16 protein-coding genes are annotated in these 22,078 nt (G+C 44.8%); 13 read left to right on the top strand and 3 right to left on the bottom strand.

The window, feature by feature from the left end:
* Positions 1–161: 161 nt before the first annotated feature.
* The 7 genes from RCO84_RS12335 (at position 162) to trmB (ending at position 8,409) form a co-directional block, all read left to right on the top strand.
* The gene (locus tag RCO84_RS12335; RefSeq protein WP_317585244.1) at positions 162–1,364 is read left to right on the top strand and encodes an SGNH/GDSL hydrolase family protein; all 1,203 of its coding nucleotides are present in this window, start codon (positions 162–164) and stop codon (positions 1,362–1,364) included.
* A gap of 65 nt (positions 1,365–1,429) precedes the next feature.
* Positions 1,430–2,863: an MFS transporter gene (locus RCO84_RS12330; protein WP_317585243.1), complete on the top strand. Its 1,434-nt coding sequence runs from the start codon at positions 1,430–1,432 to the stop codon at positions 2,861–2,863.
* A 37-nt stretch (positions 2,864–2,900) separates the two neighbouring features.
* Positions 2,901–4,025 (top strand): endo-1,4-beta-xylanase, encoded by a 1,125-nt coding sequence (locus RCO84_RS12325; RefSeq protein WP_264902156.1) that lies wholly within the window; start codon positions 2,901–2,903, stop codon positions 4,023–4,025.
* Between the two features lie 46 nt (positions 4,026–4,071).
* Entirely contained in the window at positions 4,072–5,034 is a 963-nt protein-coding gene (locus tag RCO84_RS12320) for a glycoside hydrolase family 43 protein (protein ID WP_118063396.1), read from the top strand.
* A 279-nt stretch (positions 5,035–5,313) separates the two neighbouring features.
* The gene (locus RCO84_RS12315; RefSeq protein ID WP_317585242.1) at positions 5,314–6,714 is read left to right on the top strand and encodes a DUF5687 family protein; all 1,401 of its coding nucleotides are present in this window, start codon (positions 5,314–5,316) and stop codon (positions 6,712–6,714) included.
* A 120-nt stretch (positions 6,715–6,834) separates the two neighbouring features.
* On the top strand, positions 6,835–7,542 hold the full coding sequence (locus RCO84_RS12310) for an ABC transporter ATP-binding protein (protein ID WP_317585241.1): 708 nt from the start codon (positions 6,835–6,837) through the stop codon (positions 7,540–7,542).
* A 96-nt stretch (positions 7,543–7,638) separates the two neighbouring features.
* On the top strand, positions 7,639–8,409 hold the full coding sequence (gene trmB / locus RCO84_RS12305; protein ID WP_317585240.1) for a tRNA (guanosine(46)-N7)-methyltransferase TrmB: 771 nt from the start codon (positions 7,639–7,641) through the stop codon (positions 8,407–8,409).
* 259 nt (positions 8,410–8,668) lie between these two features.
* On the opposite strand, the gene rhuM is transcribed toward trmB, so the two are convergent.
* On the bottom strand, positions 8,669–9,670 hold the full coding sequence (gene rhuM / locus RCO84_RS12300) for a virulence protein RhuM/Fic/DOC family protein (protein ID WP_153081293.1): 1,002 nt from the start codon (positions 9,668–9,670) through the stop codon (positions 8,669–8,671).
* Positions 9,671–10,092: 422 nt separating this feature from the next.
* On the opposite strand from rhuM, the gene RCO84_RS12295 reads away from it, so the two are divergent.
* Positions 10,093–12,444, top strand: coding sequence for a beta-glucosidase (locus tag RCO84_RS12295; RefSeq protein ID WP_317585239.1), 2,352 nt, complete (start codon positions 10,093–10,095; stop codon positions 12,442–12,444).
* 170 nt (positions 12,445–12,614) lie between these two features.
* A complete protein-coding gene (locus tag RCO84_RS12290; protein ID WP_317585237.1) occupies positions 12,615–14,036 on the top strand; it encodes an AAA family ATPase in 1,422 nt (473 codons plus the stop codon).
* Between the two features lie 43 nt (positions 14,037–14,079).
* Here RCO84_RS12290 and RCO84_RS12285 read toward each other — a convergent pair whose 3' ends face one another.
* Positions 14,080–16,632, bottom strand: a complete 2,553-nt coding sequence (locus RCO84_RS12285) for a hypothetical protein (RefSeq protein WP_317585235.1) — start codon at positions 16,630–16,632, stop codon at positions 14,080–14,082.
* Positions 16,633–16,719: 87 nt separating this feature from the next.
* Entirely contained in the window at positions 16,720–17,583 is an 864-nt protein-coding gene (locus tag RCO84_RS12280) for a GLPGLI family protein (protein WP_144154575.1), read from the bottom strand.
* Positions 17,584–17,786: 203 nt separating this feature from the next.
* Between RCO84_RS12280 and RCO84_RS12275 the strand changes: the two genes are divergently transcribed.
* The 4 genes from RCO84_RS12275 (at position 17,787) to RCO84_RS12260 (ending at position 22,010) form a co-directional block, all read left to right on the top strand.
* A complete protein-coding gene (locus tag RCO84_RS12275; protein WP_317585232.1) occupies positions 17,787–18,866 on the top strand; it encodes a winged helix-turn-helix domain-containing protein in 1,080 nt (359 codons plus the stop codon).
* Between the two features lie 125 nt (positions 18,867–18,991).
* Positions 18,992–20,515: a 2,3-bisphosphoglycerate-independent phosphoglycerate mutase gene (gene gpmI / locus RCO84_RS12270; RefSeq protein ID WP_317585230.1), complete on the top strand. Its 1,524-nt coding sequence runs from the start codon at positions 18,992–18,994 to the stop codon at positions 20,513–20,515.
* Positions 20,516–20,617: 102 nt separating this feature from the next.
* Positions 20,618–21,283: a uracil-DNA glycosylase gene (locus RCO84_RS12265; RefSeq protein WP_317585229.1), complete on the top strand. Its 666-nt coding sequence runs from the start codon at positions 20,618–20,620 to the stop codon at positions 21,281–21,283.
* Between the two features lie 91 nt (positions 21,284–21,374).
* Entirely contained in the window at positions 21,375–22,010 is a 636-nt protein-coding gene (locus RCO84_RS12260; RefSeq protein WP_317576180.1) for a DUF3109 family protein, read from the top strand.
* Positions 22,011–22,078 lie beyond the last annotated feature (68 nt).

Raw genomic sequence — 22,078 nt, 5'->3', positions numbered from 1 at the left:
ATGTTTCATTTCTTTTTGTTTCTTTATCTTTTTGTGCCCTTTTTGCAGGTATGAAACAAATAGAAAAGTAATGGTAACTATTAAATACCTGTTATTTCATCACTTATTAGTAAATTTGCATCGTCAACAACAATAGAAACATTAAAGGCATCATAATAACAATGAATAGACAAGCAATCAAAATATTATCGCTGGCGCTCGTATTGGCTACGTCAAGTTCAGTAGCTTTTGCCCAAAAGGTATGGAAAGGATCTTGGGCTACTGCAGTGGAATGGACTGGTAAAGGAGATATGCCTAAGGAAAGCTTGAGCAACCGTTCTTGTCGACAGGTGGTTCATGTATCTTTTGGCGGAGAGGAACTCAGAGTGAAGTTCAGCAACGAGCAGAGCAAGGAGCCGGTAGAAATCAAATCGGTGTATATTGCAGATACTGATAAGAACAGCAACTGGTTTGTGAATGGTAAGACCGTGAAGTATCTCAAGTTTAATGGCAAGAAGAATGTAACCATTGCTCCTGGCAAGGCTATCTTCTCAGATGATTTGAAATATGCCTTGAAGAGTGGACAGCGTCTCACGATTACCATCGACTATGGCAAGCAGACTCCAGTGAATGCAACATCCCATCGTGGTTCACGTACCACATCTTATATAGTAAACGGTTTGCATCGTACTCCTAAACCGATGGATAAGAGTTTTGATGATGGCGAGGAGGTGGATCACTGGTACAATCTTTCTGCCATTGATGTGAAGACCGATAAGGCTACCCCTGTGGTAGCTATCCTCGGAAACTCTATCACCGATGGCCGTGGAAGTACTACTAACCATCAGAACCGCTGGACCGATTTCCTCTCGGATGCCCTGAATGCAGAGAAGCCATACGGCGTATTGAATCTCGGTATCGGTGGCAACTGCGTGGTGCAAGGTGGATTGAGCGAACCAGCCATGAAACGTTTCGACCGTGATATCCTGGGACAGACAGGTGTAGATAAACTCATCATCTTCGAGGGAACCAACGATATCGGTTGCTGCAGCGGAAATTATGAGCATGTAACAGATACCCTGATTGCCTGCTACAAGGTGCTGATAGCGAAAGCCAAGGCAAAGGGAATCAAGGTGTATGGCGGAACCATCACCCCAACCAAGGGAAACGGATGGTATTCTTTCTGGCACGAGGCAATGCGACAGACCGTGAACGAATGGATCAGAAAAAGTGGTGCCTTCGACGAGGTCATCGATTTCGATGAGCTGACCCGCGATCCGAAAGACCCTCAGCGTCTGAAGGCTGAGTATTCTGACGACTGGCTGCATCTCAATCCGAAGGGATATGAGGCAATGGGCAAGTTTGCCGCAGAGAAATTGAAGTAAATATATTATATGCATCTTTTATGTTATATATATAATAAGGTGTAAACTTAATGACAGAATAAAATATGGAACAGACATCTGTAACACAGGAATCTAAGGGATTCTACAAACTGAATTGGCTACAACGCATCGGATTCGGATCTGGAGACTTGGCGCAAAACCTCATCTACCAGACCATCTGCATGTATCTGTTGTTCTTCTACACCGACATCTATGGACTTAATCCTGGTGTTGCTGCCACCATGTTCCTGGTGGTTCGCTTGGTCGATGTACTCTGGGACCCGTTGGTAGGAACTTATGTAGATAAGCATAATCCGCGTTGGGGTAAGTATCGCTCTTATCTCGTTTTGGCGGGTTTGCCACTCACCGTACTTGCCATCCTCTGTTTTTGGAATGGTATGGAAGGACAGACAGAAACCATCAAACTTATCTATGCCTATGTAACATACGTAGGCTTGTCTATGCTTTATACATTGATCAATGTGCCTTACGGAGCCTTGAACTCTTCGCTGACTCGCGATACTGACGAGATAACCATTCTCACCTCTGTACGTATGTTTATGGCAAATGTGGGTGGACTCTGTGTATCGGCAGGTGTTCCAATCCTGGTAGCCATGCTCGCTGCAGCCAAGGATCTCCCTATCGAAATGGCGCTCTTCATGGGTTTGGGTTCTTTGCCATCTTTCATCTTTATGCCACTGGTTCCTGCCATCAAGAAAAAGGTGGGCAAGAAGAATATGTTCTACATCTTCCTTACTGTGGCTATCGTGGGTATGGCGATGCTTTATATCATCAGCAAGATGGGACCTGTAAAGGATCATATCACGCTGGTTTATATCGCTCAGTTCATCAAATCAACAGGCGTAATCGTAGCTACAGGATATATGTGGGCTCTGATTCCGGAGGTTATCTCTTTTGCAGAATATACCAGCGGCAAGCGTATTGCCGGTATCGTCAATGCCCTGACCGGTATCTTCTATAAGGCAGGTATGGCTTTGGGTGGTGTTATTCCTGGTGCAGTTCTTGCATGGACCGGTTATCAGTCAGCAGCTGCTCAGGAGAGCAACTCTCTTCCTACCGACAGTAATGCTTGGTTTGTTGCCATGCTGATTTTTGCCCTGGTAGGTTTCGCCCTTCTGGTATTCTGCTTTACCCAAACCAAGGAACGTGTGGTAATGGATGAGAAGGAAACCAAGAATGTAAAGGTGAGCGACCTGTGGACAGAATTCTTCCACAACCGTCCTCTCCGTATCGTGGCGCTCTTCTTCATTACAGCCTTCGCCATGATGTCGGTAGGTAATGCTGCCGGTGCTTACTTCATGAACGATTTGGAGCAGCAGACTTCTCTGGCACAGGAGGGTATCCGCTGGCTGGTATGTGTGATTCCTGCCATCTTGCTGGGCTTGGCGATGTTCATCATCTCTAAATATGAGTTGACCGATGAGGTTATCGACGACATCAACAAGAAGATTGAGGCCCGACACAAGGAAGAAAACTAGAGACTATAATTATTAACGAGAAAAATAGATATAAGATATGAAAAAGATTACAACTCTGGCACTGGGGCTGATGCTTGCTTCAACAGCTTTCGCTCAAAAAGCGAACTCAGCAGCTCAAATCCCAACATTCCAGGAAACTATGGGTAAGTACTTCCTGGTAGGTGCTGCCGTTAATACCGATTTGCCTAATGGACAAGACCCTGCAGGTGAGGAAGTAGTGAAGAAACAGTTTAACCAGGTAGTTGCCGAGAACTGTATGAAGGGCGAGGAAAATCATCCGGAGGTGAATCGCTTTGATTTCACTGATGGCGATAAACTCGCTGACTGGGCAGAGAAGAACGGCAAGACCTTGATCGGGCATTGTCTGGTTTGGCATTCTCAGCCACCTAAGTGGATGTTTACCGATGATAAGGGTAATCTGGTAAGCCGTGAAGTGCTTATCGGCAGAATGTATAACCATATTATGAATGTGGTTACTCATTATAAAGGTAGAGTAAAAGGTTGGGACGTTGTGAACGAGGCTTTCGAGGATGATGGCTCTTACCGCAAATCTTTATATTATAAGATTATCGGTCCGGAGTTCATAGAACTGGCTTTCCGCTTTGCTCATGAGGCTGACCCTAACGTAGAACTCTACTACAATGATTATTCTACTTCGAAGCCAGCCAAGCGAGAGGCTATCTGCAAACTGGTTCGCGATTTGAAGGCGAAGGGTCTCCGTATAGATGCAGTAGGTATGCAAAGCCACAATGGTTTTGATTATCCTGACTATGCTGAGTATGAGAAGAGCATCGAGGCTTTTGCTGGTGAAGGCGTGAAGGTGATGCTGACGGAGTTGGATATGAACATGCTTCCTAATCCGGAAGGATTCGGCGGAGCGGAAATCAGCCAGAAGTTTGAACTTCAGAAGAAGTACAATCCATACGTGAAGGGACTTGACAAGAAGGCACAGAAACTCTTCAACCAGCGTTATCTCGATCTCTTTAAGATTGTAGAGCGTCACAAGGATGTCATCAGTCGTGTTACCTTCTGGGGTGTCAACGATGGTCACTCTTGGTTGAATGGCTGGCCTATCCCTGGCAGAACCAACTATCCACTGCTCATCGACCGCAACAACGAGGTGAAGCCAGTGGTGAAGGAAATCGTCAATCTCTTTAAGTAAAATCTCTTTAGATAATATTGTACATCTCTTAAAATAATAAACAACAATGAAAGCAAGATATTTGTTCCCAAAGGATTATATGGCAGATCCATCTGCCAATGTGTTTAACGGTCGCCTGTATGTTTACCCATCTCATGACTGGGATAGCGGCGAAAGCTTCGACGATGATGGCGGTCACTTCCAGATGAAAGACTATCATGTTCTCTCTATGGACGACGTGATGGAAGGTGAGGTAACCGATCATGGTGTGATTCTCGATGTGAAGGATGTGCCATGGGCTGAGAAGCAGATGTGGGACAACGATGTTGTAGAGAAGGATGGTAAGTACTATCTCATCTTCTCTGCCAAGGATTATAATGGCGTGTTCCATCTCGGCGTGGCTGTGGCTGATAAGCCAGAAGGTCCTTTCATTCCGAATGCCGACCCAATCCGCAAGTCATACAGCATCGACCCTTGCGTGTTCAAGGATGATGATGGCAAGATTTACTGCTACTTCGGTGGTATCTGGGGCGGTCAGCTTCAGTGGTACAAGGACAACAAGGCACTGAAGGATGAGCATCTTCCAGAGGGCAAGGAGAATCCTTTGCCATCTCGTGTAGCCATGATGACGGATGATGTGCAGCAGTTTGCTGAAATGCCAAAGCCTGTTGTCATCGTTGACGAAGAGGGTAATGTATTGCCAGCTGATGATCCACATCGCTTCTTCGAGGCCAGCTGGATGCATAAGTATAAGGGCAAGTATTACTTCAGCTACTCTACCGGTGATACTCATTATCTCTGCTATGCTGTAGGTGATAATCCTTATGGTCCGTTCACTTACAAGGGCGTGATTCTGGAGCCTGTAGTAGGTTGGACAACTCATCACAGTATCTGTGAGTACAAGGGACAGTGGTATCTGTTCCATCACGACTGTGTGCCATCAAATGATACAACCTGGCTTCGCAGCGTAAAGGTGGCTCCTCTCTTCTATGATGAGGATGATAACATCTTGCCGGTTCAGCCTGAATAAGAGTATTATAAGTTATAGATGACATACGTTTTAGTAGACTTTTAGGTTTATAATAGTTTTGATGAATAGTTGATATATAAGTTAATGTTAGTTTAGAAGGAACGGCATCTTCGTGAGGAGATGCCGTTTTTACATATATGCCTTTTCTTTCTTTTCTTCTCTTCCAGTTTTCTTTTGCTTTTTATCTAATGTTATTTTTAAGTTATTTCTATCATTTTGTAGGAGATTTCGGATATTTTTGTTTACCTTTGTGCCCGTAAACCATAAAAAGAATAATTTATGTTGAGATTACTTTTAAGGCTTTGGTGGTTGCAGCAGCGCCGTAACTTCCACAAGCGAGATGCCTTCGTGGCGTGCTACATCATCTTCCTGTATGTGGTGATGGGCGTGAGCTTCTTTCTCAGCTTCACCGAGAATGGGGGAGAACTTGGGGGCGAAGACATGCCTGCCCTGTTGGGAGCCGGTATCGTTGTCGGTATGCTGATTCCAGACATCATCATGAAGATGGTGATGAAGCGGGATATTACGGCGATGGATGATTACGTGAAGTCGCGCCCTGTGCCGGAGAAAATCTGGAACAAGTTCCTGCTCACCACCAATCTCGTGAGCTTCTGGAACTATGTGCTTCCGGTGCTTATGCTTCCGGTGTTCATCTATCTCCTGCCGGCAAGTGAGGTTGTTGCCAGCTTCTTCCTGTTCCTGGCGTTTTCTTATATTGACGGCATCTACATCACCTGCTACCGCAAGTCAACAGAGTGGATTCTGAAATGGCCTTTGATACTGGGATGGATGGGAATGTTTGCCGTGCTGATAGGGTATATGTTTGTGGCTTCCTTCTTCCCGGTATGGATGGGATGGATAGGTCTCTTCTTCCTTGCCGGAGCGGTATTCGCCGGACTTACCGTCTATCTCTATCACGAAAAGATTTATAACGAGCAGAAACAGAAGGTTTCCAGGTTCCGTGGTTTCAGCCATATCAACCTCTTCAGTCTGCAATATATCGGCACATTGAGAGCAAAACGTGTCCGTACGATGGTGATTATGATTACTGCTATCTTCCTTTTCGATGCCTATCTCTTTGCCTTGCTCCCGGCAGAAGCGGGACAGGAAACGGGGGACAAGGTGGCTATGACTACCCTCTATGTGGCTGGTGCCATCCTGCTGCCATCGGTGGTGTTGTCGCAATGGACCTTTGGTATTGAGGCAAACTTCTTCCATGGTTTGATGACCAAGCCTGTCAAGGTTAAACAGATGCTGCAGAATTGCTTCTATTATTATATGGTGGTGAGTGCTGTCGCTTTGTTGCTTACCCTTCCGTTCCTTTTCTTGCAGGTCGGAATCGGAATCCAGGTGCTTATCAGCGGTTTCTGTCTGGCAGTATTCATCAATCTCTTCAATCTGCCTACGGCACTCTTCTCTTCCCGTCTGGAGATATTCCAGACTTCCATGTTCAGCATGCAGGGAGCGAATCTGAAGATTAATCTTTATGCCATCGCCTTTCTCTTCCCGCTGGCAGGTGTCTGTGCTGTCTATTATTTCTTCGGTGAGACGGCATGGTTTATCACCTGCGTAGTGCTGGCAGTCATCAGCGTCGCCATCCACAAATGGTTCATCGCCAAGATAGCTGCCATCTTCGAGAAGAACAAGTATAAGCGCATGGAGAAGTTCATGGAAAGCTAGGAGAATTAAGTGAAGAGTGAAGAACGAAGAGTGAAGAATTCAATAGCTTTACTAATCATAAAGTTCAAAACTCAAGGTAATCATAAAGTTCAATGTTCAAAATTCAAAGTTCAAAGTAATATGATCAAGATTCAGAATCTCAAGAAGATATATAATGGCAATACCGTACTCGATATTGATAATCTGGGTGTTGCAAAGGGCGAGTTGATAGGACTCGTAGGTAATAATGGTGCGGGCAAGACCACCTTGCTCCGTCTGATTCTCGACCTGATTCAGGCTGATGGCGGTTTCGTGGAAAGCAATGGACAGAAGGTGAACGAGAGTGAGACGTGGAAGAAATATACCGGCAGTTACATCGACGGTAGATTCCTCATCGATTTCCTCACCCCTGAGGAATACTTCGATTTCATCGCTGATGTTTATCACATTGACGATGAAACCTTGCAGGAGCGACTGGCGCAGTTTGAGGGTTTTATGCACGATGAAATCATGGGAACCAAGAAGTATCTCCGCGATTTTTCTCAGGGCAACCGCCAGAAGATTGGTATCATCGGAGCGATGATTATTAATCCGAAGGTTCTTCTCCTAGATGAGCCGTTCAACTATCTCGACCCATCTTCTCAGATGACTATCGCCCACATGATTCAGCGCATCTGCAAGGAGCAGGGCACCACGGTCATCATCTCCAGCCACAACCTCAACTTCGTTGCCGACATCTCCTCTCGCATCCTCCTGCTGGAGAAAGGCAAGCTGGTGAAGGATCTTCCTAATGCCGATGGTGCTGCCATCGCCGAACTCAACGAGTACTTCGGTATTCAGGCGGAATAAACTTTTTCCGTTAATATTATACAAATTCCATGATATGATTTGTATAATTATCGTTAAATGCTTACCTTTGCACTCAAACGAAGAAAAAAAGAATCAATGAGCAAAGGAAAATTAGCAAAGTTTGCGGATATGGAGCGTTTTGAGAACGTGTTCCAGTATCCATATAGTGTTGTAGATGACGTGCCTTTCGATATGAAGAGCAAGTGGCGTGAGATGTATTTCCACAATGATAACCCTATCGTGCTGGAGTTGGGATGCGGCAAGGGTGAATATACCGTGGAACTTGCCAAGCTCTATCCAGAGATGAACTTCATCGGTGTGGATATCAAGGGCGCACGAATGTGGACCGGTGCCAAGAAGGCGATAGAGGAAGGACAGAAGAACGTGGCTTTCCTCCGTACCAACATCGAGATTATCGACCGCTTCTTTGCAGAGGATGAGGTGCAGGAAATCTGGCTCACCTTCTCTGACCCTCAGATGAAGAATCCTCGCAAGCGTCTTACATCTACTTACTTCATGAACCGTTATCGCCACTTCCTCGTGGATGGCGGTATCATCCATCTGAAGACGGACTCCAACTTCCTCTTCACCTATACCACTTATATGGTGGATTGCAACCATCTGCCTGTGCTCTTCCGCACCGAGGACCTCTATCATCAGGAGGGTATCGATGAGGAAACCCGTAAGATTCTCTCTATCCAAACCTATTATGAGAGTATGTGGATAGAACGTGGCTTGAACATCAAGTATCAGAAGTTCGCCTTGCCACGTGAGGGGGAGCTGGTGGAACCTGATATTGAGATTCCGCTGGATGATTATCGCAGTTATCGCCGTGATAAGCGAAGCTCAAAGGATACAGCGAAGTAGATTTCTACAATGATTTGAATAAGCTTCCGCAATGCTTTGAATGCCTTTCCTCAAGCGTTATTGGCGTTTGAAGAATGCGTCATAAGTATCTGAAAGAAGTAACTGAAGTTGTTCGGAGATACAATAGAAGTTGTTGGAACAGTAAGTATCTCGAAGCGCACAACAGTTGATATGCGGTCGCACATCAGCTGTTGTGCGCTTGTCTTTCAGCTGTTGTGCATGCGTAGAACAGCTGTTGTGCGGCTTTTAATGGCAATTCTTATTGATTGTCTTTGTTAATCAAGTTGACGACTACTTTTACCATTACATCTTTTTCCTCAGTTCTGCTTTCTGCAATCATCAGAGTCAGGGCAACGAGTGTGTTGTCGGCAATTCTCTTATGTCCATTTTCTGCATACAGAATGCCATTCTTCTCCATAAACCAAAGAAAAAGCATGGCCGCAATTCTCTTGTTGCCATCGCTGAATGAATGGTTTTTTACGACAAGGTAGAGCAGCATGGCTGCTTTTTCTTCTACCGAAGCGTAGAGCTCTTCACCGCCGAAGGTTTGGTAAATCTGACCTATGCTGCTCTTGAATGAATCATCCTTCTCATTGGCAAACCATTTACTGCCTCCAAACTTTTCTTTCAAAGCATTGATGGCTTCCATTGCATTTTCGTAGGTGGCATGGAACGGCTCGGCTTGAGTCGTCTTGTCTATGAGTAATGTCTGATAATCATATTTGTCGAGAGTATCCAGGGCATAAACATAGTCGCTGATGACATTGAACAGTCCGTTATATTCGCCTTCTGAAACTTGATCTTGCAATGTAATCGCACGTGACATCAAACGAACCACTTCTTTCAGTTCGTTGTAATTGTCTAGGCGCTTCTGGTTGATGGCATAACCCTTGATAATGTATTGCTTCAAGATAGAATTAGCCCATTGACGGAATCTGGTACCATTGATAGACTTTACACGATAGCCTACGGAGATAATGACGTCCAGGTTATAATATTCCGTTTCGACAACCTGTTCAAAGCCGTCGTGGCGACCATATTTCTTGGTATGTGCAAATTTTGCACATACCAAGGATTTGTCGAGTTCACCTTCTTTAAAACAGTTATTGACATGTCGTGAAATCACAGTTCTGTCACGGCCAAACAACTCTGCCATTTGGCTTTGTGTAAGCCAAACGGTATCATTCTCTAATTTTACATTCAGCTCTATGTTGCCCTCTGGGGAACGATAGATTTCGATGGATGAATTCCTCTGCTCCATACCTTTCTTTATTAAAAGTTCTTATTCTAGTACCCAATTTTTGGATAATTCGGCAAAGATACGATAATTGTTTGATTCCTACAAGGTTTTCGAGTATTTTTTCTTCTTTTTGACGAAGTTTGCGAAAGATTGAAATGGAAGGAATGTTTTGTTTTTGATTACTTCCAGATTAAATATCAGGACTAGCCTTAGGTTAGGGATATGTATAGTATGTTATGATCTTACTATATCTTTTGTTAAATCCGGGAATAATCTGATAGAAATAGAGAAGAAAAAGGTGGAAATGCTTGGTGTTTCCACCTTATTTTATTATATTTGCAGCAAGTTTTTGAAGAAATGCAGTATTCTCAGGGACTGCATGGAACTGACGAAACGACTAAAAGAATAGAGAAGTAATAACTAACTAAATAAACGACAAAATGATGAACTACAAGAAATTGGCTCTTACCGTTGCGGCTGGAGCGATGGCAACTACAATGATGGCGCAATCAGCACCCAAACTGAATGCCAATAACATCAAAGAAGTAATCAAGGCGATGACCTTGGAAGAGAAAGCCCAACTCTTAGTGGGCGGTGGTAACGATGGATTCGTGGGTAGTGGTGCTATGCTCGGACATCAGAAGAAGTTTGTGCCGGGTGCTGCGGGTACTACTGTAGCCATCCCTCGCCTCGGTATTCCTACTACCGTACAGTGTGATGGTCCTGCTGGTGTTCATATCGATGCTCATCGCGAAGGTGACAGCCGTAGCTACTTTGCCACCGGTTTCCCTATCGGAACCTGTCTGGCTTCTACCTGGAACACCGACCTGGTGTGCAAGGTGGGTGAGGCTATCGGTAACGAAACCCTGGAGTATGGCTGTGATGTTGTGCTCGGACCGGGTATGAACCTGCATCGCAATCCGCTCTGTGGCCGTAACTTTGAGTATTATTCAGAAGACCCAATCGTAACAGGTCTTATCGGAACCGCCTTTGTACAGGGTGTACAGAGCCAGGGCGTGGGTGTAAGTGCCAAGCACTTTGCCGTGAACTCTCAGGAAACTGACCGTACCAAAGTGGATGAGCGATTGAGCCAGCGTGCTCTCCGTGAGTTGTATCTGAAGGGTTTCGAGATGATGGTTCGCAAGAGCAATCCTTGGACTATCATGTCTGCCTATAATAAGGTAAACGGTGTTTATGCCCAGGGCAACAAGGGGCTCTTGACCGATATTCTCCGCAACGATTGGGGATATAAGGGAATCGTGGAGACCGACTGGATTGGTAAGCGTGCCGACCTTCCTCTGGAACAGGAAGTTGAGGCTGGCAACGACTTGATGATGCCAGGTTATCCTGCACAGGTGCAGGATATTGTTGATGCAGTAAAGAATGGCAAGTTGGATATAAAGGATGTGGACCGCAATGTTCGCCGTATGCTCGAATATATCGTGAAGACTCCTCGATTCAAGGGATATAAATATAGTGGTGAGCCAGACTTGAAGGCTCATGCAGCCATCACCCGTCAGAGTTCTACCGAGGGTATGGTGCTCCTGAAGAATGATGCCGCTCTTCCTATCCAGGGCTTGAAGACCGTGGCGCTCTTCGGTGTCAATTCTTACGACTTCATGTCGGGTGGTCTTGGCAGTGGAGCCGTTAATGTAGGCTATTCTGTAGATATGGTTACCGGTTTGAAGAACATCGGCGTGGCAACTACTCCTCAGCTTACGGAAATCTATCAGAATTATGTGAAGTATGCCAAGGCTAAGTTGAAGGCAGACAAGAATCCGATGATGTGGTTCCTGGATCAGGGTCAGCCTAAGCTCGATGAAATCGAGATTACCGAGCGTTGTGTAGCTGGCGAGGAGCCAAAGGCAGATGCTGCCATCATCACCATCGGCCGTCAGGCAGGTGAGGGAATGGATCGCCAGATCAATGGTGAGTTCAACCTCAGTCAGATAGAACAGGATATGATTTTCCGTGTATCTGATGCTTTCCATGCCAAGGGCAAGAAGGTGATTGTCATCATCAACTCTGGTTCTGTGATGGAGACTGCCAGTTGGAGAGACCGTGTGGATGCTATTCTCGTTGCATGGCAGCCAGGTATCGAGGGCGGCAACTCTGTAGCTGATATCCTGACCGGTAAGGTGAATCCATCGGGTAAGTTGACCATGACCTGGCCTATCGCTGCTACTGATCATCCTTCTACTGCCAACTTTGCCAAGGATTACGATATGTACACCTACAAGAATCTGCTGGATTGGAGCAAGGGTAATATCAAGGGTTACGATTATAGCAACCATGAGGAGGATATCTACGTAGGTTATCGCTACTTTGATACCTTCAAGAAGAATGTAGCTTATCCATTCGGTTATGGTTTGAGCTACACAACCTTCGAGTTTGGCAAGCCATCTGTCAAGGCAAAAGGCAATAACATTGAGGTTAGCGTAACCATCAAGAATACCGGTAAGGTTGCCGGCAAGGAAGTTGCTGAGGTTTATGTCACCGCTCCAAAGGGCGCTTACGAGAAGCCAGCCAAGGAGCTCAAGACCTTCGGCAAGACCAAGTTGCTGAATCCTGGTGAGAGCCAGACTTTGAAGATGACCCTCGAAAAGCGCGATCTTGCCAGCTTCGATGAGGCTAACAGCCAGTGGAAAGTAGATGCAGGTAACTATCTCTTCAAGGTAGGTAGCGATGTAGAGAACATCAAGGGTACTGCTACATTGAAGGTGGCAGAATATACCGAGAAGACAAGCAATGTCTGCGCTCCTAAGGTTCAGATGAACTATCTCAGAAAGAACTAGTCTTCCTCATCGTTATCGCATCTTTAAAGAGAAGACTGGCAAAACACCAACAGAATGGCGCACAGAACGCCCCTAAAAGTGCTTATAATAGCCCAAAAGTCATTTTTTTTAGGACTTTTGGGCTGTTATAAGCACTTTTTATTATCTTTGCACGCAAAAAGCAATAAAATATGTTGATAGGAAGAGAACAAGAGCAAGAGATGCTGCATAAAGCTTACGAGTCAGATAGCTCACAGTTTGTTGCAGTGTATGGTAGAAGACGTGTGGGCAAGACCTATCTAGTCAGAGAGTGTTTTGCGGATAAATTCGTTTTTCAACATTCTGGTGTTGCAAAAGCAAGTACAAAATTGCAATTGCGTTATTTTAAGGAGTCGCTACTAAAGAGCGGATTCCCAAAGGCTCGTTTGCCCAAAGATTGGATAGAGGCTTTTTCGATGTTGGAGCAATTGATAGAGCAATCTGAAGCTGAGAAGAAAGTAGTTTTCATAGATGAAATACCTTGGATGGATACTCCTCGCTCTAATTTCATTACAGCATTGGAATACTTTTGGAATAGTTTTGCCTCTGCACGCAAGGATGTCCTTTTGATTGTTTGTGGTTCTGCTACATCCTGGATTATTAATAAGGTGTTGAAAAATCATGGCGGTTTGCATAATAGAGTGAACCTCCGTATATCTTTACAACCTTTCACTTTGCACGAATGTGAACTGTATGCCAAAAGCATCGGTATGCGCACAACCCGTTATGAATTGTTGGAATATTATATGGTATTGGGTGGTGTTGCTTTCTATTGGTCTTTGTTGGATAAAGGAAAGAGCGTGGCTCAAAATATAGATAGCCTGTTGTTCTCAATAACAGGTCAACTACACAATGAGTTTAACGAGTTGTATGATTCTTTGTTCAACAATCCTGAACCTTACCTGAAAGTTATCAACGTCTTGGGAACCATCAAGGTGGGAATGCCTCGTACTGAACTGCTAGAAAAGATAGGATTGTCGAGTGGTGCCAATATCACTCGAATTCTTGACGACTTGGAAGCATGTGGCTTCATCCGTAAATACAATGCATTTGGCAAGAAGCGGAATGATACTATTTATCAGCTGATAGACAACTTCACATTGTTCTACTTCAAGTTTATGAAAGACAATAAAGGTGGCGATGAGCATTTCTGGTCGCATAGTTATTTGCCGCCTGTGAGATACACATGGGTTGGCTTGGCGTTTGAGCGAGTATGTATGCAACATGTAAATCAAATCAAGCACAAGTTAGGCATTAGTGGTGTTTTGACAAGTGTTTCTTCCTGGTCTGTCAAAGATGACCCTGTTTATGGCCAAGGTGCGCAAATTGACCTGTTGATAGAACGTGCTGACAATGTAGTGAATGTTTGCGAGATTAAGTTCTCGCAAGATAAATATGTCATTAGTCAGGACTATAGTCGGAATTTAGCACATAAGATAGAGCGTTTCTTGCAGACCACGAAGACTAGAAAGACTTTGCATCTCACAATGATAACAGTAAATGGTCTTGCTCATAATGAGTATTGGGGGATGGTGCAGAGCGAAGTCGTGGCAGATGACTTGTTTCATGAATAAAAAACAGGCAATACGCCAACAGAATGACACACCCTCTTCTTGTTTAAAAGGAATACTGGGCGGAAATTATCAGTTCGCGAGGGCGAAGATAATAGCTGTCGGTCAATGTACTGATGCCGCTATAGATGGTTTCCATATAGTTCTTCTTGTTGAAAAGGTTTCGAAGCTCTGCTGAAAGGCGGAGCTTTTTCATTCTCCATACTGCCGATGCATCGCCAAGGAGGGTGTTGAGGTGGCTGCCCTCTTGCGGTTCATTGCGATAATGTACGAGCGAGAAGGAGAGGTCCACATGGCTGATGGTAGCGGTGGCAGATACGCTTTGGCGCCAATTAAATAACGATGACTTCGTTATTTTTTGACGTTTCGAGTTGTAAAAAGAGAATTCTCCCTCATAGCTAAAGGCACACCAGGACGGTGAGAAATCGATGCTAGGCTTCACAGTATAGTTGTCGGCGGTGTAGCTGATGGCTTTGCCGCTGCTGTATTGCTCACCCTTGCTGTAGTTGTAGCTGCCCTCCAGGCGGGTTTTCAGATGAAGGTCGTAGAAGCCCTTCGATATGTAGAGTGATGCTCCTAGATTGTGGCTCTTTCTGTCCTGCTTATATAATGAGGTATAGTATTTGCCATCCACGATGCGTAGGTCGGATGCCGTGTTCATCCAGTTTTTGCTGGCATTGACCGATGCGCTGAAGAAGATTTCCTTGATAGGGCGCTTGTAGTCGTAACTCAACTTGCCGTAAAGAGAGCGAGTTATCGGAATGATGTCGCTCGAAGTGTACCAAGAGCGATAACTTTGACGATATTGCTTTATGGCGTAGTTGGTGGCATTGCCTGTTCCGGTACTGTATCCCGTGAAGATAGTCAACTCTCTACGGAAATCCAATTTCTTATATAAGTAAAGGTAGGGTGATATGGTAAGTAGAGTTTTCTGTGGATAGGTGAAGCGTTCCCAGATGAAATCGGAAGAGAACGACATACGGAACGTCTCGGTCTTGTATTGCCAGTAAGGGGTGAACTTCCCTGTGATGTTAAGGCTGTTTTGACCGATTTCATCGTGACTGTTTTCGATGAATCCGTTGTTTTTGCCGATTTTATCGCTTCTTTTCTGATATTTCGCATAGATGTTGTTGAGGTCGATACTCATTCTATATTCCTGTGTCCAGTGGAAGCGATTCCTCATCCACTGTAAGGCGTGGGCAGTATGCCAAAGGTTGGTGCGGATGCGATTGCGCTCGTCGTTAATGTAGAGGTCTGCCACACCATGGTGATAGTCGGCAGTGCTACGCCAGGAGAGTTGACTTTTCTTGAAGACGAAGAGGCGGTAGATACTTGCCGAGAGGTCGAGCTTTGGGATGCGGACACGTTGGGTAAGCGTGTCGTTGATGTTTGACAAACCATCGTTTTGTGCTGCGCTGAGGCCGATACTCTCGTTGCCATAATGCTCAGCCTTGTTTACCTTGTTCTCCCATTGCAGATTGAAGGCATCGCTGATCATCGTCTTGTGGTTATGCTCCGTGGTAACTGTAGGAGCTTCGCCGCCGAGGTCGTAGATACTCATGTTCTCTCGCTCTTGTCGGGTTACCGTACGAAGATAGTTGGCTTCTATGCGAGTCTCTGCATCGTCCTTGTTCTTCTTGATATGGTTGATGGAGTATTTTTGCGAGGTGTTGAAGCGCAGGCGTTCTTCGTCGATAGGAGTGTCAAGCGATGGTACTGATATCCATGATGGAAGGGAGGCAGGAGCCAGACTATTGCTGTAAGATGCGAGTTGGTTAAGTGCATAGCCGAGATTTTTGCCTGTTCTGTCGTATTCTGCATCATACATCATCTGTTTCTTCTTGCCAATTTGCATGATATTGATGCTTCCGCCTACGTGGGATGGATGCCCTGCGAGCATGTAAGGCTTGAGAGTAGGCATCAGTTTGTCGCGGGCACTATCCTTCAGGGCGATGTTCATCGCTACATTATCCGTAAAGGTCTTGTTCTGGAGTGCCTTGATAGGCTGGTCATGCTCGATGACTTCGGCCTTTTTCACATCTTTTGCCTTGATGTTCTCCTCTAGTAGGTTATATTTGCCACCGGTCAGGTCGAGACCTTCCACAGTGAATCGGTTGATGGGCTTACCATTGTAGTTGATACGACCATTCTTCTCTATATCCACGCCTGGCAGCTTTTTCAATACATCCTTCAGACTGTTGTCACGTTCATTGGCAAAGCGGGTGAGATCGAAAGAAATGGTATCCCGCCCTGTGATGCGAGAGCCTTTCACCTGTACTTCCTTTATGACAAAAGCTGTTGAAGCCATACTGATAACGGTTTCTTTTTCCGATGAAACCGCCGTTTTTTGCTTTTTATAGCCCATATAGGTAGCTTGTAGCATATCGCTGGCTTGCTTTTGTGCTATGGGAATCAGGAAAGTTCCGTCTCCCTTGCTGCGTGTAAACTTCAAGGGCTTTCCATTGCGGAGCAGCGTAACCGATACGTTGGTCAGACGGTTGTGTGTAAGTGAATCTTCCACATAACCGCTAATCTTCTCTTGGGTAAACGCATGGCACGCCACGAACAGAATAGTGAAAAGAACTATTATTTTCTTCATCTTTTTTCTCTCTTTTCTATTTTACCTTAGACACTTATCTCGCTAATGTCTTTAAGACGCTTGTCTGGCAAAAAAGTAAACTGCTAATTATCTTTCAATCGGATTGTATGGCTCAGCACGCTTGGAATGCTTCAGGATATTTCCTTTTTCATCCTTGATCTTTACTATTGCAGCATACTTGCCATCTTGAAGCAGATAACCGATTGGATCGGCATAGTATTTTTTGTAAATGGAGGTCAATGATTTGCGGTCGATAGGTTCGAAAGTCTTACCTTTATAATAGATAGGTATGGAGCCTTTTCCTGTTGTGAGTCCTACAGCTGTAAATCCATAATCGTTCTCGGAGTCGTGAGCCTTGAGTATCAATCCCGGCAGTCCGCTCAGTTTCCAGGGACCATTGTCAATAGGGATGTCTTCCGTGTACCAAGCTATCCATGTTCTACCCTTAAACTTGGCAATTGCCTGGTGGCACTCGTAACCGCAGATGGAATCGATGCTGTCTGTGAGTTGCCAGTCTATCGGTTCCATCGTTTCAATGCACAAATATCTGTCAGCAGCAAAGAAATCGAGATAGGCAGTCTTGCCCTGTTCTGGATAGTTCTTATATACTTTCCAATTAATCTGTCCGCCATTACCGGAGAAATTGACAGGTATTCCTTTTGCCATATTTGCGGAGATGGTAGAGTCTCTTTGGAATATCGGATAACTGTAGAATGCGGAATACTTGTTGCCAATCTGCAAGAGCATTTTCTCTTCGATGCGGCCAATGAGGGTGTCGGTCTTGGTATATTTCTTTTCGTAAATATACTCGGCATCATATACTACCTGATACTTTACCTGATCAATGGAATCTCCCATGCCAATGCTTGATTCATCGAACAAGTTTACTGTTTGAGCTTGGAGCATGCAAGCATATAATGCAAGCCATGCTATTAATAATACCTTTTTCATAATCTTCGTCAATTATTCATTATTTTATCTGTTTCTTTCGTTTTTGTGATGCAAAGGTACTGAGATCATCCGATGAAATCGATGATTTCTGTTACTGAGTTATTACTTTTGCATCTTTTCGTCTATTATTATTTTATTACTCTTGCCTTTGTTTACGGATTTTTCAGTAACTTTGCCGTCAAAATTCAAAAGATCAGGAAAGTATGAACAGTAACAGTAAGCTGAAAATAGCATGGATGGTATGTGGAGTAGCAATCGCATTGTTGTTCTGCACGCAGGCTTATTGGCTCCATCTTCAATGTCAATATAGCTTAGACCAGCAGGTAGAGCAATTCAAGAAGGATTGTGATGAAGTGTTAGCGCAAGATTTGAAGAATAGAAAAAAGTTGCAGGAGAATTCATCTACGAAAGGTAGAAGAGATACGATTATGCTCAAGGTAGAATCTGAATATGATATGAAGAAGGGATGTAGCCGTACAACGCTTTCTTTTTGGAACAATCACCGCTTTCTTGTCCGTTTGAATGATCCTGATCTTACGGGTGATGATGCTTATCTCATCATTAGCAGATATCTGGCTTATATAGGTAAGCATCCCTCGTTGGCTTATTATCAAAGATTACTGGATGATAAGGGATATGGGAAGATATCCTTTTTTCGTCATCTGGCTTACAAGACCGTCTTCCTGAATGCAAAATATGATGCCGAAGGCAGATGGTCACGTGTGGTGACGGTGAAGTATCAGACGAACCCAATGTTTCGCCAAGGTATTTCTTTTCAGGTGCCCATTCCTATTACTCGAACGCTCAAAGCCATGATGTGGCAATTGATAGGAAGCGTCTTTCTCTTTTTCATCTTGATAGGATGTCTGTATTACCTGGTTAAGACCATAGTCTTCCAAAAGCGCATTGATGGCATTCGCCATGAGTTCCTGAAGAATATGATTTATGAGTTGAAGCAACCGAAAGAAGACGGCAAAGGTGAAGAATCAGCTGTTTTTATCGGTTCCATTGCTTTCTACTATGCGCAGAATGAACTGCTATGTGGTAATTCCAGAGTGGTCATCACATCTCGTCAAGCTGAAATTCTGAAGCTTCTTGCCGAGAACCAGAACCAGCTTGTAGAGCGGGATTTCATACTGAATGAAGTATGGGGTGATGACTCATACTCCAATTCCCTAGCCCTGAACGTGCAGATTACCTATCTTCGCAGGGCATTGAACCTGGATGAAAAGGTAAGTATCGAAGCTGTCATCAAAAAGGGATATATCCTGCGAACCTGTTGATCTTGTTATCAACTCTCATCTTTTTAGAAAGGTGGAAGTTTTTTTATCTTAATTTATTTTGTCCTTCACCTATTTTGTTGTAACTTTGCACACTGAAATTCGAATTTAAATTATTTTATGTAATTATGGCAAAAAAAGCTCTTTTAATGATTCTCGACGGATGGGGAATCGGTAAGCATGATAAGGGTGATGTTATCTTCAAGACTCCAACTCCTTATCTCGATTATTTGACAGCAGTTTCAGCACATTCTACTCTCCAGACTTGTGGCGAGGACGTTGGTCTTCCTAAAGGTCAGATGGGTAACTCTGAGGTTGGTCACCTCAACATCGGTGCTGGTCGTGTGGTATATCAGGACCTCGTTAAGATCAACAAGGCTTGCGAGAGCGGTGATATCTTGAAGAATCAGGAGATCATCAACGCTTACAGCTATGCTCAGAAGACTGGTAAGAAACTCCACTTGATGGGCTTGACTTCTACCGGTGGTGTTCACTCTTCTTTGGATCACCTCTTCAAGTTGATTGAGATTGGTAAGGAATATGGTTTGAAGGAGACATACGTTCACTGCTTCATGGATGGCCGTGATACAGACCCTAAGAGCGGTAAGGGCTTCATCGAGGAGGTTCAGGCTTGCTGCGACAAGAACGGTGCACACATCGCAAGCATCGTAGGTCGTTTCTATGCTATGGATCGTGACAAGCGCTGGAACCGTGTGAAGGAAGCATACGACTTGCTCGTTGAGGGTAAGGGTAAGCAGGCTGACGATATGGTGAAGGCAATGCAGGAGAGCTATGATGAGGACGTAACAGACGAGTTCATCAAGCCAATCAATAACTCTAAGGTTGACGGTACTATCCAGGAGGGTGATGTTGTTATCTTCATCAATTACCGTAACGACCGTGCCAAGGAGTTGACACAGGTATTGACTCAGCAGGATATGCCAGAGGAAGGTATGTACACCATCAAGGACTTGCAGTACTACTGCATGACTCCATACGATGCTAGCTTCCAGGGTGTTCACATCCTCTTCCCTAAGGAGAACGTAATGAATACCCTCGGTGAGTACTTGAGTGCACAGGGCAAGAAGCAGCTCCACACTGCAGAGACTGAGAAGTATGCTCACGTAACATTCTTCTTCAATGGTGGTCGTGAGACTCCATACGAGGGTGAGGACCGTATCCTGGTTCCTTCTCCAAAGGTAGCTACATACGACTTGAAGCCAGAGATGAGCGCTTACGAGGTAAAGGATAAGTTGGTTGGTGCTATCAACACACAGGAGTACGACTTCATCGTTGTAAACTTCGCTAATGGTGATATGGTAGGTCATACAGGTATCTACAACGCTATCGCTAAGGCTGTTCACGCTGTTGACAACTGCGTAAAGGACGTTATCGAGGCTGCTAAGGCTAACGATTATGAGGCTATCATCATCGCTGACCACGGTAATGCAGACCACGCTATCAACGAGGATGGTACCCCAAATACCGCTCACTCTTTGAACCCAGTTCCATTCATCTACGTAACTGACAACAATTCAGCTACTGTAAAGGATGGTCGTTTGGCAGACGTAGCTCCTTCTATCCTCCATATCATGGGCTTGGAGCAGCCTGCAGATATGACAGGTGAGAACTTGATTTCTGACAACAAGTAAAAACGATTTTATATACCTCAAAAAAGTATCCTAAGATACTTGGCCAAGTATCTTAGGATACTTGCGTAAGTATCTTAAGATACTTTTGAATTTATATTAAGCATGAACGTAAAGATAGAAGAAAGTTGGAAACGGCATATAGGAGAAGAGTTCGACAAGCAGTATTTTGTTGACCTCACAAACTTCGTGAAAGAGGAATACCTGCGTACGCCCTGTTATCCTCCTGGCCGCTTGATTTTCAATGCCTTCAATCTCTGTCCTTTTGATGATGTGAAGGTAGTGATTATCGGACAGGACCCATACCATGAGCCGGGTCAGGCGATGGGACTGAGTTTCTCTGTGCCGGACGGAATCACTTTCCCACCATCATTGATTAATATATTCAAGGAGATTCAGATGGATCTCGGTACTCCGATGCCAGCCACGGGCGATTTAACCCGCTGGGCAAAGCAGGGAGTATTGTTGCTCAATGCCACGTTGACCGTTCGTGCCCATCAGGCGGCGAGTCATCAGCGCAAGGGCTGGGAGGAATTCACAGATGCTGCTATCCAGGCGCTCAGCAAGGACAAGGATCACCTGGTGTTTATCCTTTGGGGCGGTTATGCCCGGAGCAAGGCGAAGCTCATCGATACAAGCAAGCATCTGATATTGGAAAGCGTTCATCCTTCGCCATTATCAGCCAACAGAGGCGGATGGTTTGGCAATCATCATTTCTCCCGCTGCAATGCGTATCTGCAGCAGAACGGAATTACGCCTATCCAATGGTAGGTACACCTATTAATATATAGCTATCCACTCATGGGTAGCTATCATTATTTTTATTATACACTCAAAGAAATTTATTCATCTCAAAAACATTATGAAGAAAGACGAACTGCGTATTCTGCAGGTGGGCAACGTATTGGTTTCACCTGATATTATCACCGAAAAATTCTGTTGCGACCTTGATGCCTGCAAGGGCGAGTGCTGCATCGAAGGTGATGCGGGAGCTCCTGTTACCTTGGATGAGATTATGGAGATTGAGAATGCGCTGGATGTAGTTTGGGATGATCTCTCGGCTTCTGCCCAGGCTATCATAGATAAGCAGGGCGTGGCTTATACCGATATTGAAGGCGATTTGGTGACGAGCATCGTGAATGGTAAGGATTGTGTGTTTACCTGCTATCAGGACTTGAAAGATTTAGGTGATGGACATACGATTCCGAATTGTTGTCTCTGTGCCTTGGAGCGTGCTTATCGCGAAGGAAAGTCGAAGTTTAAGAAGCCTATCTCCTGTGCTTTGTATCCAATCCGTGCCAAGGATTTCGGCAACGAGGTGTATGGCATCAACTATAACAAGTGGCGCATCTGCAAGGATGCCATCAAGAAGGGAGAGGAGTTGAAGCTTCCGGTTTATAAGTTCCTGGAGGGTCCGCTGGTAGAGAAGTTCGGCAAGGAATGGTATGATGAGCTTTGTGAAGTGGCAGAGCAAGTGCTTGCCGAATTGAAAGACTAAATTCAGTTAGAGACTTTGGAAGATAATAGTTCCGAAGTCTTTTTTGTTTTATAAAAAAAGAGATTTCG

It is taken from the genome of Segatella copri (assembly GCF_949820605.1).
In the GTDB taxonomy this organism is placed as follows: Bacteria; Bacteroidota; Bacteroidia; order Bacteroidales; family Bacteroidaceae; genus Prevotella.
This window is presented reverse-complemented; position numbering and strand designations above follow the sequence as displayed.

Bases quoted from the DNA above. Each gene is read 5' to 3' on its own strand.
- trmB (WP_317585240.1), top strand. From the start codon at position 7,639: ATGAGCAAAGGAAAATTAGCAAAGTTTGCGGATATGGAGCGTTTTGAG.
- RCO84_RS12260 (WP_317576180.1), top strand. From the start codon at position 21,375: ATGAAGAAAGACGAACTGCGTATTCTGCAGGTGGGCAACGTATTGGTT.
- RCO84_RS12295 (WP_317585239.1), top strand. From the start codon at position 10,093: ATGAACTACAAGAAATTGGCTCTTACCGTTGCGGCTGGAGCGATGGCA.
- RCO84_RS12330 (WP_317585243.1), top strand. From the start codon at position 1,430: ATGGAACAGACATCTGTAACACAGGAATCTAAGGGATTCTACAAACTG.
- gpmI (WP_317585230.1), top strand. From the start codon at position 18,992: ATGGCAAAAAAAGCTCTTTTAATGATTCTCGACGGATGGGGAATCGGT.
- rhuM (WP_153081293.1), bottom strand. From the start codon at position 9,670: ATGGAGCAGAGGAATTCATCCATCGAAATCTATCGTTCCCCAGAGGGC.
- RCO84_RS12310 (WP_317585241.1), top strand. From the start codon at position 6,835: ATGATCAAGATTCAGAATCTCAAGAAGATATATAATGGCAATACCGTA.
- RCO84_RS12280 (WP_144154575.1), bottom strand. From the start codon at position 17,583: ATGAAAAAGGTATTATTAATAGCATGGCTTGCATTATATGCTTGCATG.
- RCO84_RS12285 (WP_317585235.1), bottom strand. From the start codon at position 16,632: ATGAAGAAAATAATAGTTCTTTTCACTATTCTGTTCGTGGCGTGCCAT.
- RCO84_RS12320 (WP_118063396.1), top strand. From the start codon at position 4,072: ATGAAAGCAAGATATTTGTTCCCAAAGGATTATATGGCAGATCCATCT.
- RCO84_RS12335 (WP_317585244.1), top strand. From the start codon at position 162: ATGAATAGACAAGCAATCAAAATATTATCGCTGGCGCTCGTATTGGCT.
- RCO84_RS12315 (WP_317585242.1), top strand. From the start codon at position 5,314: ATGTTGAGATTACTTTTAAGGCTTTGGTGGTTGCAGCAGCGCCGTAAC.
- RCO84_RS12290 (WP_317585237.1), top strand. From the start codon at position 12,615: ATGTTGATAGGAAGAGAACAAGAGCAAGAGATGCTGCATAAAGCTTAC.
- RCO84_RS12275 (WP_317585232.1), top strand. From the start codon at position 17,787: ATGAACAGTAACAGTAAGCTGAAAATAGCATGGATGGTATGTGGAGTA.
- RCO84_RS12265 (WP_317585229.1), top strand. From the start codon at position 20,618: ATGAACGTAAAGATAGAAGAAAGTTGGAAACGGCATATAGGAGAAGAG.
- RCO84_RS12325 (WP_264902156.1), top strand. From the start codon at position 2,901: ATGAAAAAGATTACAACTCTGGCACTGGGGCTGATGCTTGCTTCAACA.